Below are 12,540 nucleotides of genomic sequence, written 5' to 3'. Positions count from 1 at the left end.
GTGGAGTGGCTCTCGGCCGTCGAGCGCCTGCGTCGCGAGCGCCGGCCGGGCGTCCTCGTCACGCTGACCTCGGTGCGCGGACACTCGCCGCGTGAGGCCGGGGCCAAGATGGTCGTCGGCGTGGGTGCCACCTGGGGCAGCATCGGCGGCGGCAACCTCGAGGCCACCGCGGTCGCCCGCGCCCGCACGATGCTCGCCGAGTCCGTGGCCGTCCCTGAGCAGATCTCGTTGTCCCTCAACGACAAGGCGCCCGCAGAACATGGTCAGCAGTGCTGCGGTGGCGAGGTGCAGGTCCTCCTCGAGCCGCTCGCGGTGGTGCCGGCGGTCGCGATCTTCGGGATCGGCCACGTCGGGCTCGAGCTCGCCCGGATCCTCGCCCGTCACGACCTCGAGCTCCACCTCGTCGACTCGCGCGCCGACCAGCTCGGACACGACCGGCTCGACGTCCTCGACGACTCGACGGCCAGGGTCCACGTCCACCACGCCCCCGTCCCCGAGCTGGTCCTGGGCCAGGTGCCCCACGGCACGCATGTCCTCGTCATGACCCACGACCACGCGGAGGACGCGGCTCTGTGCGACGGCGCCCTGCGGTGCGAGCACCTCGGCTCGATCGGGCTCATCGGCTCGTCGGCCAAGTGGTCCCGCTTTCGCCAACGCCTTGCGGCAGAAGGACATTCGGACGCCGATCTCGCGCGCATCCAGACCCCGATCGGTGTCGCCGACCTCACCGGCAAGGACCCGGCGACCATCGCCCTGAGTGTCGCCGCCGACCTCGTGAGGGTGTTCGAGTCCGAGTCCTCGCGAGTGCCTCGATGACGCTCTTCCGGGCCACTGTGCTCGACACCCCCGACGACCCCTTCACCGGTGGCGCCCTGCGCGCCCAGGACGACTGCGGCCTGCTCGTCGAGGGCGGGGTGATCGTGGCTCGCGGTGCCTTCGCGACCCTGCGCGCCGAGCACCCCGACGAGGACGTCCTCGACCTGCGCGAGGGGATGGTCCTGCCCGGGTTGGTCGACACCCACGTCCACTTCCCGCAGGTGCGCGTCATCGGCGGGCTGGGCATGCCCCTGCTCGACTGGCTCGACCAGTGCGCGCTGCCGGAGGAGATGCGGCTGGCCGACGTGGACATGGCGCGTGGCGTGGCCAGGGACTTCGTCACCGGGCTCGTCGACGCCGGCACCACCACTGCCCTCGTGTTCGGGTCGCACTTCGCCTCGGCGGTCGACGTCATGTTCGAAGCCGCTGACCTCTGGGGGCTGCGGGTCACGACGGGCCTGGTCACCTCCGACCGGATCCTCCCCGAGCCGCTGCTCACCACCCCCGACCGGGCGTACCAGGAGTCGCGCGACCTCGCCTCGCGCTGGCACGGCAAGGGCCGCCTCCGGTATGCCGTGACGCCGCGCTTCTCCCTGTCGGCCAGCGACGCGATCCTCGAGTCCTGTGCCGCGACGTTCGGCGAGGTCGACGGGGCCTGGTTCACCTCGCACGTCAACGAGAACACCGCCGAGGTGAAGGAGGTCGCCGGGCTGTTCGACGGCGCGTCCTACGTCGACACCTATGACAAGCACGGGCTCGTGACCCCACGGTCCGTGCTGGCCCACAACGTCCACCCGACCGATCCCGAGCTCGCGACCCTGGCGGCGCGCGGAGCCTCGGTCGCGCACTGCCCGACGAGCAACTCAGCCCTCGGCAGCGGGCTGTTCCCGCTGCGCCGGCACGTCGAGGCCGGCGTACGGGTGGCGATGGGCTCGGACGTCGGTGCCGGCACGGGATTCTCGATGCTCAAGGAGGGTCTGCAGGCCTACTTCATGCAGCGCCTGCTCGGCGACTCGGGCCTGCCCCTCACGTCGGCGCACCTGCTCTGGCTGTGCACCGCCGCCGGTGCCCGTGCACTGGGCCTCGAGCACGAGGTGGGAGACCTGTCGGTGGGCAAGCAGTTCGACGCGATCTGGCTGCTGCCGGAGGCCGGCGACCCGCTCGCCGTCGGGCTCGGCAACGCCAAGTCGGCCGACGACGCGCTCTCGAAGGTGTTCGCGCTCGGCACGACGTCCGACATCGGCGGTGTCTGGGTCGGAGGTGACCAGATCGCCGCCGGTCGCTGGCGGATGCCCCGCCGCACCTGACAGGGCTACATCGAACCGGTCAGGAGGCGCGCTCGGCCTTCAGGACCTCGGCGTAGGCCGGGAGCGTCAGGAAGTCGGGGAAGTCGGGGTCGAGCGCGCACTCGACGAACAACCTGCGCGCCGTCTCCAACGCACCCCGCGCGGTCTCGTCGTCGCCCACGGCGTCGACCAGGGCGGCATACTCGCTCTCCACGACCTCGTCGACGAGCTCTCGGGTGACGGTCTCGCCGGACGCGAGGGTGGCGCCCGAGTTGAGCCACTGCCAGATCTGGCTGCGTGAGATCTCGGCGGTCGCGGCATCCTCCATCAGGTTGTGGATCGCGACCGCGCCGTTGCCGAGCAGCCACGCCTGGAGGTACTGGATGCCGACGGAGACGTTGCCCCGCAAGCCATCCAGCGTCCGGTCGCCCGGGGTGGAGGACGCATCCAGCAGGTCCGCGCCGGTGACCGAGACGTCGTCGCGCCGCTTGTCGAGCTGGTTGGACGAGTCGCCGAGGACGTCGGTGAAGATCTCCTTGCACAGCTCGACCATGCCCGGGTGTGCGACCCACGAGCCGTCGAAGCCCGCGCCGACCTCACGCTCCTTGTCGGCTCGCACCTTGGCAAACGCCGCCTCGTTGACCGACGGGTCCTTGCTGGGGATGAACGCCGCCATGCCACCGATCGCGAACGCCCCGCGCTTGTGGCAGGTCTGCACGAGCAGGTCGCTGTAGGCCTTCATCATCGGCGCGTTCATCGTCACGGCGTTGCGGTCGGGCAGGGTGAACGACGGCCCCGAGTCCCGGAAGTACTTGATGATCGAGAACAGGTAGTCCCACCGACCGGCGTTGAGCCCGGCGGCGTGGTCGCGCAGCTCGTAGAGGATCTCGTCCATCTCGAAGGCCGCGGGGATCGTCTCGATGAGCACCGTCGCACGCACCGTGCCGTGGGGGATGCCGAGCGACTCCTGCGCGAAGGTGAAGACGTCGTTCCAGAGCCGTGCCTCGAGGTGCGACTCCATCTTGGGCAGATAGAAGTAGGGGCCACTTCCGCGCGCCAGGAGCTCGGCGGCGTTGTGGAAGAAGTAGAGGCCGAAGTCGACCAGGGCGCCGACCAGCGGCCGTCCGTCGAGGGTGAGGTGCTCCTCGTCGAAGTGCCAGCCGCGCGGGCGCGGCACGATGACGGGTATGCCGCCCGGGTCCTTGAGCTCGTAGTGCTTGCCGTTGGGGGCGGTGAGCTCAATGGTGCGGCGGACCGCGTCGTAGAGGCTGACCTGGCCGCCGATCACGTTGTCCCAGTGGGGCGTGTTGGCGTCCTCGAGGTCGGCGAGCCACACCTTGGCGCCGGAGTTGAGGGCGTTGATCGCCATCTTGCGCTCGGTCGGGCCGGTGATCTCCACGCGACGGTCGGCGAAGTCGGCCGGGGCCGACGCCACCGTCCAGTCGCCCTCGCGCACCTCGCGCGTCTCGTCGAGGAAGTCCAGTCGTCCGGTCCTCGACACCTCTGCCCGGCGTGAGCGTCGTGCCTCGAGCAGCTCGTCCCGACGGTCACCGAACCTCGACTGCAGCTCCGCGAGGAAGGCCAAGGCCTCGGGGCTCAGGATCTCCGAGCTCCGCTCGACGTCGTGGGGGGCGTCGACGACGACGGTGGGCACGGGCTGCATGGTGGGCGTGGTGGGCTGGGACATGCGCATCCTCGGGAGAAGTCGGTGGTGTCGCGTGCCGCGGTGGCGGCTCACAGACTACGATTGTTCCATGATACGAAATCTTCTTCTCATTCGGGAAGGACTGGGGAGAGATATATGAGCACCCAACCGACCGTCGAGGACGCGGCGACGCCCGCGAAGACAGGCGGTGGCGTCCAGTCGCTCGAGCGCGCGTTCGCGATCCTCGAGACGATGGCCGACGCCGGCGGCGTGATCAGCCTGTCGCAGCTCGCGAACGACGCGCAGCTGCCACTGCCCACGATCCACCGCCTCGTGCGGACCCTCGTCGACCTCGGGTACGTGCGCCAGGAGGCCTCCCGCCAGTACTCCCTCGGCCCGCGCCTGATCCGGCTGGGGGAGACGACGTCCCGGATGGTGAGCCGGTGGGCGCGGCCGCACATGGAGCGACTCGCCCACGAGCTCGGCGAGTCGGTCAACCTCGCGATGCTCGACGGCGACCAGGTGGTCTACATCGGCCAGGTGATGGCCAGCCGCAACTCCATGCGGATGTTCACCGAGGTCGGTCGTCGCGTGCTGCCGCACTCCACCGGCGTCGGCAAGGCGATCATGGCCGACATGGACCCCGAGGCCGTGCGGGCCATCCTCGCGCGCACGGGCATGCCGGCGCGCACCGAGCACACCATCACCGATCCCGAGGCGTTCGCGGCCGAGCTGGGTCGCACCCGTGAGCGCGGCTACGCGCTCGACGAGGGGGAGCAGGAGGTCGGCGTCCGCTGCGTGGCCGTCGCCATCCCCGGCTCACCCCAGCCGTTGGCGCTGTCCGTGTCCGGCCCGCTGCCGCGCATGACGGACGCGTTCATCGAGAGTGCGACGACGCCGATGCACGCTGTCGCGGCAGCGATCTCGGCCGAGATGCGGGGCGCAACCGTCTAGCGCGTCAGCATCGGGCGAACGGTTGCCCTCCGTGATGTGAACATTGGTGCCAGACGCCGGTTTCCGCGCTCGGGGCCCCCGAGCGTTCGGCACGCTGGAGTCATGGCCTACGGCACGGAGTCCATCCCGCTCGCCCTCGCCCACCGCGGGGGTGCCGCCCTCGCCCCGGAGAACACCGTCGCCGCGTTCGCCCTCGCGTCGGCCCTGGGGGTGCGATACCTCGAGACCGACGTGCGACTGACCGCCGACGGCGCGCTGGTCTGCTTCCACGACTCGACCCTCGACCGCGTGACGGACGCACGCGGGCCGCTCGCGCGGCATACCCTCGCGTCGTTGCGTGGGGTGCGGGTGGCTGGGCGAGAGCCGATCCCGACCCTGGCCGACGCGCTCGAAGCCTTCCCCGATGCCAACTTCACCGTCGACCTGAAGGACCAGGCGGCGATCGGTCCCTTGGGGAAGCTGTTGCAGCACAGTGACTTCCGAGACAGGGTCTGCGTGGCCGGAGCCTGGGACGGTTGGCTCGATGTCGTCCGGGCCGAGGCGCCCGGAGTGCGGACCGCCCTGGGCTGGCGCTCCCTGGCCGCGGTGGTCACCACGGCCCATGCCGGTATGCCGCCCGCTCGCCGCTTCGCGACAGCCGAGTTCGCGCACGTGCCGCTCAAGCTCGGGCGGGTGCCGGTCTTCGTCGAACGGTTGGTGACGGGGGCGCACGGGATCGGCGTGAAGGTCGTGGTGTGGACCGTCAACGACCAGCCGTCGATGGTGCGGCTGCTCGACGCCGGCGTCGACGGGATCATCACCGACCGACCCGATCTGCTGCGCGAGGTGCTGGTGGCTCGCGACCAGTGGCTGCCCATGGGCGACATCAGGTCGCGGATCGTCCGGAACCCGCAATAGCCTGCGCGACATGGCTATCGCGCGCTTTCCCACCATCGTCCTCGACTGCCCCGATGCCGAAGCCCTGGCGACCTTCTACGGCACCATGCTCGACTGGTCCGTCAAGAACGAGGGCGACTGGTTCGAGATCCGCGCCGACTACGGGCAGTGCATCTGCTTCCAGCAGGTCGACGACTACCGGGCTCCCGTCTGGCCCGGCCAGGACGTCCCCCAGCAGATGCACCTCGACGTGGTGGTCGAGGACCTCGACACCGGCGAGGCCGACGTGGTCGCGCTCGGTGCGACCAAGCACGACCACCAGCCGGGGACGACCTTCCGGGTCTTCCTCGACCCGGCCGGCCACCCGTTCTGCCTCTGCACCAGCTGATACCACAAGAGACAGGTATGCCGCGGACGCCAGGTGGGTCCGCGGCATACCGAAATGCAGTGGTGCGGTAGGGAAGTCGTCAGTCCTCCTTGCCGGAGCTCATGCCTTCCTTGATCAGGCCCATGACCGACGAGTCGGCCAGGGTAGTGACGTCGCCGACCTCGCGGTTCTCGGCGACGTCGCGCAGCAGCCGTCGCATGATCTTGCCCGACCTCGTCTTGGGCAGCTCTGACACGACCATGATCGAGCGGGGCTTGGCGATCGGGCCGATCTCCTTGGCCACGTGGTTGCGCAGCTCCTGCACCGTCTCGTCACCGTGGTCCTCGGATCCGCCGCGCAGGATGACGAACGCCACCACGGCCTGACCGGTCGTCTCGTCGGTCGCGCCCACGACGGCGGCCTCGGCCACCGACGGGTGCGACACGAGAGCCGACTCGATCTCGGCGGTCGACAGCCGGTGGCCCGACACGTTCATGACGTCGTCGACGCGGCCGAGCAGCCAGATGTTGTTGTTGGCGTCGTACTTCGCGCCGTCCCCGGCGAAGTAGTACTTCGGCCCGAACCGCGACCAGTAGGTCTCCTTGTAGCGCTCCGGGTCACCCCAGATGCCCCGCAGCATGCCCGGCCACGGCTTGGTCAGCACGAGGTAGCCCACCGCCTCGGGGTCGTGCAGCGGCTGGCCTTCGTCGTCGAGGATCTCGGCGCTGATGCCGGGGATCGGTCGCTGCGCCGAACCGGGTTCGAGGCTCGTGACTCCCGGCAGCGGGCTGATCATGATGCCGCCGGTCTCGGTCTGCCACCACGTGTCGACGATGGGGCAGTGGCCGCCACCGATGTTCTTGCGGTACCACAGCCACGCCTCGGGGTTGATCGGCTCACCGACCGAGCCGAGCAGCCGCAGTGACGACAGGTCGAACTTCGCGGGGATGTCGTCGCCCCACTTCATGAAGGTCCGGATCGCGGTGGGCGCGGTGTAGAGGATCGTCACGCCGTACTTCTGAACGATCTCCCACCAGCGGCCCTGGTGCGGGGTGTCCGGCGTGCCCTCGTAGATCACCTGGGTCGCGCCGTTGGCCAGCGGTCCGTAGACGATGTAGGAGTGGCCGGTCACCCAGCCGATGTCGGCCGTGCACCAGTAGACATCCGTCTCCGGGTGCACGTCGTGCACGACCGAGTTCGTGTATGCCGCCTGGGTCAGGTAGCCGCCCGTGGTGTGGAAGATGCCCTTCGGCTTCCCCGTGGTCCCCGACGTGTAGAGGATGAAGAGCGGGTGCTCGCTGTCGTGGGCGACCGCCTCGTGCTGGTCGCTCGCGGAGTCGACGACGTCGTGCCACCAGACGTCGCGGTCGTCGTTCCACTCGACCTCGTCCTTGGTGCGTTGCACGACCAGGACCTTCTCGACGGTTGTCTCGCCCTCGACGGYGGCGTCGACGGCGGGCTTGAGCGGGGCGGACTTGCCTCGGCGGAACTGGCCGTCAGCGGTGATCACCAGCTTGGCCTCGGCGTCGGCGATGCGGGTGCGCAGGGCGTCGGCCGAGAACCCGCCGAACACCACCGAGTGCGGGGCGCCGATGCGCGCGCACGCGAGCATCGCCGCCACTGCCTCGGGGATCATCGGCAGGTAGATCGCCACGCGATCGCCCTTCGAAACCCCAAGGGACTCAAGGGCATTGGCGGCCTTGGCCACGTCACGCTGCAGCTCGGCATACGTGATGGTGCGGGAGTCCCCGCCCTCTCCCTCGAAGTGGATGGCGACGCGGTCGCCGTTGCCCGCCTCCACGTGCCGGTCGACACAGTTGTAGGCCGCGTTGACCTCACCGCCGACGTACCACTTGGCGAACGGCGCACCGCTCCAGTCGAGGGTCTGGTCGAAGTCCTTGGCCCACGTGAGACGCTGCCGGGCCTGGTCGGCCCAGAAGCCCTCGAAGTCCTCGTCCGCCGCGTCGTAGAGGTCCGCCTGGCCGTTGGCCTGGGCGGCGAACTCGGGGCTGGGAGACAGATCCCGACCCTCGGTCTGGCTCGTGGACAAGGTGTCGGACACGGTGGTTCCTCCTGGCGGCGTTGGCAGGCGACGTCGTCGGCAGATCCGGCGTCGCAGTCGCGGTGACACCCCAAGCCAACCCGCATCCGGGCCGCGCATCAAGGGGAGTGGTCGCGTTGATCGATCGACGGACGTTGGGAGCGGCAAGCGGCTAGCCTCTGGTGGCGTGAGCACCGCGAGGAACTCCACCTCTGACGCCGGTTCCGAGACCGCAACGCCCAGCACGCTCGAGCGTGGCAGGGCTGTGGCTGGCCGCGTCTGGCCAGAGGTGGCCATGCTGCTGGCAGCTCTCCTGTGGTGGCCGGTCGGCTTCTGGGGTCTGACGTCGTGGTTCCACCTGCCGCTGAGGGCCATCAACGGCGACGTCGTCCTGCTGGGGGCGACCGCGGCCGCTGCGTCGGTCTCGCTGCTCGTGCGCTCCCCGTGGCCACGCTTCGTCATCGTCGTGCTGTTCAGCGTGCTCGCCTGGCTCCTCTCCGCGCCCTCCACTGACGAGTACCCCGACGAACGCCAGGTCCTGGTGATCCTGCTGGTGGCGGCGGCCCTCGGCGGCATCGTGCTCGGCATCCGCGGGCACAGTGGGCCACTGGGAGCGGCCACGGTGCTCGCCGTCGTGGCGGGGCTGTCGCCGGCCACCTGGCCGCACGGGCTGCTGCTGGCGGTGGCCCTGGCCCTGCCGTTCGCGGTGGCGACCTTGCAGCGCGTCGCGCCAACCCTGCTCAGCGTCGCCCGGATCCTGTTGACGTGGCTGGTCTTCTCTCTGCTGGCCCGGTCGCTGAGCCATGGCTGGGACGTGCTCCACCCGCGCATGAACGTCGGGTCCAAGCGCGGGGAGCTGCGCCTGGTCGCCGAGTCGTCATGGGACTTCCTCCGAACGCAGTGGTGGAGCTACTCGGAGTCCCTGGTGCGGTCCACGAGCGGCTGGCTCCTCGTAGCCCTCGTGCTGGCGGTGCTGGTCGCAGCGACGCGGGCGCTGCTCGGCGGCTTGCGTCGCCGGACAACGCCCGCGCGGGATGTCCACACCGACGAGACGTCCCCTACCAGCGGTGGGCCACGTCGATGACGAGCCTGCTGCCGGTGGCGTCGTGGATCGTGAAGGCCCGGAACGGCAGCCGTGCCCTGACGCCCAGGCCCATCGACGTCTGACCCTCGAACGTCCCGGCCCACGCGACCTGCCGGAACGTCGTGTAGCCGGTGACGTTGACCAGCTCGCGCTGGTTGGCGGGCTGGTAGCTCGCGGTGCCCGTCGAGGTGTACGCCGGTGCCCGTGTGACGACGAGGAGCTTGGCGCCACCCCGCAGCGGCACGACCGCGCCCTGGCCCTCGGTGAAGACGTTGGACACGTACTTCACCGTGTAGCCGGGAGCCTTGCCCTTGACGTCGATCACCAGTCGGTCGAAGCAGGTGTGCCGTCCCGCCCTGACGTTCGTGAGCGGGCCGGGGACCATGGTGGAGGAGTTCTTGGCGAGCGAACCCCAGGTGAGCCCGCAGTAGGGTGCGGCCTCTGCGGAGGTGGTGGCGGCAACGACGGGGACAACGCCGGCCGCCAGGGCGATGACGAGCGACCGGATGGCCAGTCGCGTGGAGCTGTGCTTCGTGATGTTCATGGTGTCCTCCCTTCGGACACACCACTGACGCGGTCCGCGGCCCGGTGGTTGACCCGGCATACCAAATGGCAACGGTGCCGCGCCCCCTGTTCGGGGACGCGGCACCGTGGTGATCCCTGTGCCGGGTGGTCGACCTAGTGCGCGACCGCCTTCTCGGCGCCGTGACCGGTGAGGGAGCGAACCTCCATCTCGGCGTACTTGGCTGCGTTGTACTCCTTGCTCGTCACGGTGCCCAACCAGCCCAGGATGAAGGCCAGCGGGATCGAGACGATGCCGGGGTTGTCGAGCGGGAACCAGTGGAAGTCCACGGTCGGGTCCGTGATCATCGACGGGCTCGTCGTGAGCGGCGCGACCGGCGGTTTGCCCGAGACCACTGGGCTGAAGACGATCAGCGTCAGCGCGGTGATGAGGCCACCGTAGATCGACCACAACGCGCCTCGGGTGTTGAACCGCTTCCAGAACAACGAGTACAGGATCGTCGGCAGGTTCGCCGAGGCCGCGATGGCGAAGGCGAGGGCGACGAGGAAGGCGATGTTCTGGCCGTTGGCGAGTATCCCGCCGAGGATCGCGAGGATGCCGATGACGACCGCGGTGATGCGGGCGACCCGGACCTCGTCCTCCGCAGAGGCGGTGCCTTCCTTGATGACCGAGTTGTAGATGTCGTGCGACAGGCTCGCGCTCGCCGTGATCGTCAGACCGGCGACGACCGCGAGGATGGTCGCAAACGCCACGGCCGAGATGAGGCCGAGCAGCAGCTCACCGCCGAGCTCGTAGGCCAGCAGTGGCGCGGCCGAGTTGGCCTTGCCGGGAGCCGCCGCGATGGCCTTGGGCCCGACGAGTGCGGCGGCGCCGTACCCGAGGACGAGGGTAAAGAGGTAGAAGATGCCGATCAGCCAGATCGCCCACTCGACCGACTTGCGGGCCTCCTTCGACGAGGGCACGGTGTAGAACCGCATCAGCACGTGCGGCAGGCCTGCGGTGCCGAGCACCAGGGCCAGCGACAGCGAGATGAAGTCGAGCTTGGTCAGGCCGCTCTTCCCGTACTGCAGCCCGGGATCGAGGACCTTCTTGCCTCCGGACTTCGTCACGGCCTCACCGAGCAGGTGGGAGAGGTTGAGCCCGAACCTGCTCAGCACCCAGACGAACATCACGGCGGCGCCGATGATGAGCAGCACGGCCTTGATGATCTGGACCCAGGTGGTGCCCTTCATGCCGCCGATGAGTACGTAGGCGATCATGATGACCCCCACGACGGCGATGACGACGGACTGGCCGCTCTTCTTGTCGATGCCCAGCAGCAGTGCCACCAGACCGCCCGCCCCGGCCATCTGCGCGAGCAGGTAGAAGAAGCAGACCGCGAGGGTGGAGATCGCCGCAGCCATTCGGACCGGCCGCTGCTTGAGGCGGAACGACAGGACGTCGGCCATCGTGTACTTGCCCGCGTTGCGCAGCAGCTCGGCGACCAGGAGCAGTGCGACGAGCCACGCGACGAGGAAGCCGATCGAGTAGAGGAAGCCGTCGTAGCCGTTGAGGGCGATGGCCCCGGCGATGCCGAGGAAGCTGGCCGCCGACAGGTAGTCGCCCGCGATCGCGATGCCGTTCTGCCGTCCGGTGAAAGCACGACCACCGGCGTAGAAGTCGGCCGCGCTGCGGTTGTTCTTCGACGCCCGGATGACGATCGCGAGAGTGATCAGGACGAAGACGCCGAAGATCGTGATGTTGAGCGCCGGGCTGCCGACGTTCGTGGCGGCGGGGGCGAGGCTGGTAATGGTGGGCGCGCTCATCGGTGGTCCTCCCCGATCGTGGTGGCGAGTGCGGCGGCGCGCGGGTCGAACTCACGGTCGGCCCAGCGCACGTAGAGGATCGTGATGACGAAGGTCGACACGAACTGACCGAGCCCGAGGATCAGGCCGACGTTGATGTTGCCGAACACCTTGTGGCCCATGAACACCGGCGCGTAGACCGACAGCAGCACGTAGAGGAAGTACCACGCCAGGAACAGCGCGGTCATGGGGAAGACGAACCTGCGGAACCGGGACCTCAGGTCCGCGAACTCCTCGGACCCTTGCAGGTCCACAAAGGGGTCGTGCTCCGTGCGAGCGTCGTTGCTCACGGGACACCTCCTGTGGTGGCGCGGGCCGGTCCCGCGATCGTCGCCACTGTGCCGCTGCGAGCCCCTGAGCAGCAGGTATGCCGCGTGGTCGCGCGCCGTGCGGAGTCTGCGCTCGCCGGGTGGCAGGGGGTGCTGCGCCGAACGGTCGCCGTCGAGCGCCGAGCGGCGAGTCTCGCCGCAGCTGGTGGACCATCTGTGATGGTGTCACGAGTGATACCATAACATCATGGCCATGACGCTGAGACTGACTGAGGACGAGACCGAGGCCCTGCGCCGACGCGCCAAGGCGGAGGGTCGTTCGATGCAGGAGGTTGCTCGCGACGCCGTGTCGAGCTATCTCGAGCAGGCCGGCCGGCGACAGATCGTCGACGCGGTCCTCGACCGCGAACTGGTCCGCTACGCCGACGCGATCGAGCGACTCGGCCAGTGATCCTGCTGACCTTCGATGACGTCCTGCACATCGCGGAGCGCGTCCTGGGTGAGGTGCAGGTGCGTGACGCCGGCCTCCTCCAGAGTGCCGTGGCCCGCCCGGCTACGACCGTCTTCGGCGAGGATGCCTACCCGACGCTCCACGAGAAGGCAGCGGCCCTGCTCCAGTCGATGGTCGACAACCATCCTCTCGTCGACGGCAACAAGAGACTGGGCTTCGTCTCCATGCTGGCCTTCTACGGCGCCAACGGCCTGCAGCTCCGGCTCACCAATGACGCGGCCTACGACCTCGTGATGGCGGTGGCTACGGGGGAGCACGCCGAGATCTCCGACATCGCCCAACGACTCGAGCAGGCCACCGAGGCCTGGTCTCGCGACCGCTAGC

Annotated in this window: 13 protein-coding genes; 8 read left to right on the top strand and 5 right to left on the bottom strand. The window is 69.3% G+C overall.

Annotated elements, in window-relative coordinates; all coding sequences use genetic code 11:
- Together xdhC and AC1DWR_RS15580 are read left to right on the top strand one after the other, a co-directional pair.
- Positions 1 to 816, top strand: a complete 816-nt coding sequence (gene xdhC / locus AC1DWR_RS15585) for a xanthine dehydrogenase accessory protein XdhC (protein WP_477614629.1) — start codon at positions 1 to 3, stop codon at positions 814 to 816.
- Positions 813 to 2,123: a guanine deaminase gene (locus AC1DWR_RS15580; protein WP_477614593.1), complete on the top strand. Its 1,311-nt coding sequence runs from the start codon at positions 813 to 815 to the stop codon at positions 2,121 to 2,123. Before xdhC ends, AC1DWR_RS15580 begins: the two co-directional genes overlap by 4 nt.
- Positions 2,124 to 2,142: 19 nt before the next feature.
- Here the strand turns inward: AC1DWR_RS15580 and aceB are convergent, their stop codons facing one another.
- Complete coding sequence (aceB, locus tag AC1DWR_RS15575) at positions 2,143 to 3,765, bottom strand: malate synthase A (RefSeq protein ID WP_477614630.1); 1,623 nt, start codon at positions 3,763 to 3,765, stop codon at positions 2,143 to 2,145.
- A gap of 138 nt (positions 3,766 to 3,903) precedes the next feature.
- Here aceB and AC1DWR_RS15570 point away from each other — a divergent pair, with 138 nt between their 5' ends.
- The 3 genes from AC1DWR_RS15570 to AC1DWR_RS15560 all read left to right on the top strand — a co-directional run bounded on the left by AC1DWR_RS15570 (position 3,904) and on the right by AC1DWR_RS15560 (position 5,965).
- Positions 3,904 to 4,701: an IclR family transcriptional regulator gene (locus AC1DWR_RS15570; RefSeq protein ID WP_477614594.1), complete on the top strand. Its 798-nt coding sequence runs from the start codon at positions 3,904 to 3,906 to the stop codon at positions 4,699 to 4,701.
- A gap of 102 nt (positions 4,702 to 4,803) precedes the next feature.
- A complete protein-coding gene (locus AC1DWR_RS15565; protein ID WP_477614595.1) occupies positions 4,804 to 5,598 on the top strand; it encodes a glycerophosphodiester phosphodiesterase family protein in 795 nt (264 codons plus the stop codon).
- Positions 5,599 to 5,608: 10 nt separating this feature from the next.
- Positions 5,609 to 5,965, top strand: a complete 357-nt coding sequence (locus AC1DWR_RS15560) for a VOC family protein (RefSeq protein ID WP_477614596.1) — start codon at positions 5,609 to 5,611, stop codon at positions 5,963 to 5,965.
- Positions 5,966 to 6,044: 79 nt separating this feature from the next.
- Here the strand turns inward: AC1DWR_RS15560 and acs are convergent, their stop codons facing one another.
- Positions 6,045 to 8,006 carry an acetate--CoA ligase gene (gene acs / locus AC1DWR_RS15555; RefSeq protein ID WP_477624743.1) on the bottom strand — a complete coding sequence of 654 codons (1,962 nt, stop codon included), beginning with the start codon at positions 8,004 to 8,006 and terminating at the stop codon, positions 6,045 to 6,047.
- A 166-nt stretch (positions 8,007 to 8,172) separates the two neighbouring features.
- Between acs and AC1DWR_RS15550 the strand changes: the two genes are divergently transcribed.
- Positions 8,173 to 9,069, top strand: a complete 897-nt coding sequence (locus tag AC1DWR_RS15550; protein WP_477614598.1) for a hypothetical protein — start codon at positions 8,173 to 8,175, stop codon at positions 9,067 to 9,069.
- Here the strand turns inward: AC1DWR_RS15550 and AC1DWR_RS15545 are convergent.
- The 3 genes from AC1DWR_RS15545 to AC1DWR_RS15535 form a co-directional block, all read right to left on the bottom strand.
- Positions 9,044 to 9,613: an AMIN-like domain-containing (lipo)protein gene (locus AC1DWR_RS15545; protein ID WP_477614599.1), complete on the bottom strand. Its 570-nt coding sequence runs from the start codon at positions 9,611 to 9,613 to the stop codon at positions 9,044 to 9,046. The two genes, AC1DWR_RS15550 and AC1DWR_RS15545, sit on opposite strands and share 26 nt — an antisense overlap.
- A 134-nt stretch (positions 9,614 to 9,747) precedes the next feature.
- The gene (locus AC1DWR_RS15540; protein WP_477614600.1) at positions 9,748 to 11,397 is read right to left on the bottom strand and encodes a solute symporter family protein; all 1,650 of its coding nucleotides are present in this window, start codon (positions 11,395 to 11,397) and stop codon (positions 9,748 to 9,750) included.
- Entirely contained in the window at positions 11,394 to 11,726 is a 333-nt protein-coding gene (locus AC1DWR_RS15535; protein ID WP_477614601.1) for a DUF485 domain-containing protein, read from the bottom strand. Before AC1DWR_RS15535 ends, AC1DWR_RS15540 begins: the two co-directional genes overlap by 4 nt.
- Before the next feature lie 232 nt (positions 11,727 to 11,958).
- Here AC1DWR_RS15535 and AC1DWR_RS15530 point away from each other — a divergent pair, with 232 nt between their 5' ends.
- Both AC1DWR_RS15530 and AC1DWR_RS15525 read left to right on the top strand, forming a co-directional pair.
- Entirely contained in the window at positions 11,959 to 12,156 is a 198-nt protein-coding gene (locus AC1DWR_RS15530) for a ribbon-helix-helix protein, CopG family (RefSeq protein WP_477624742.1), read from the top strand.
- Positions 12,153 to 12,539, top strand: coding sequence for a type II toxin-antitoxin system death-on-curing family toxin (locus AC1DWR_RS15525; protein ID WP_477614603.1), 387 nt, complete (start codon positions 12,153 to 12,155; stop codon positions 12,537 to 12,539). The genes AC1DWR_RS15530 and AC1DWR_RS15525 overlap by 4 nt, the downstream gene beginning before the upstream one ends.
- Position 12,540 lies beyond the last annotated feature (1 nt).

The sequence above is a fragment of the Pedococcus sp. P2_E2 genome (genome assembly GCF_056403955.1).
This window is presented reverse-complemented; position numbering and strand designations above follow the sequence as displayed.

Bases quoted from the DNA above. Each gene is read 5' to 3' on its own strand.
- AC1DWR_RS15580 (WP_477614593.1), top strand. From the start codon at position 813: ATGACGCTCTTCCGGGCCACTGTGCTCGACACCCCCGACGACCCCTTC.
- aceB (WP_477614630.1), bottom strand. From the start codon at position 3,765: ATGCAGCCCGTGCCCACCGTCGTCGTCGACGCCCCCCACGACGTCGAG.
- AC1DWR_RS15570 (WP_477614594.1), top strand. From the start codon at position 3,904: ATGAGCACCCAACCGACCGTCGAGGACGCGGCGACGCCCGCGAAGACA.
- AC1DWR_RS15565 (WP_477614595.1), top strand. From the start codon at position 4,804: ATGGCCTACGGCACGGAGTCCATCCCGCTCGCCCTCGCCCACCGCGGG.
- AC1DWR_RS15560 (WP_477614596.1), top strand. From the start codon at position 5,609: ATGGCTATCGCGCGCTTTCCCACCATCGTCCTCGACTGCCCCGATGCC.
- AC1DWR_RS15545 (WP_477614599.1), bottom strand. From the start codon at position 9,613: ATGAACATCACGAAGCACAGCTCCACGCGACTGGCCATCCGGTCGCTC.
- AC1DWR_RS15540 (WP_477614600.1), bottom strand. From the start codon at position 11,397: ATGAGCGCGCCCACCATTACCAGCCTCGCCCCCGCCGCCACGAACGTC.
- AC1DWR_RS15530 (WP_477624742.1), top strand. From the start codon at position 11,959: ATGACGCTGAGACTGACTGAGGACGAGACCGAGGCCCTGCGCCGACGC.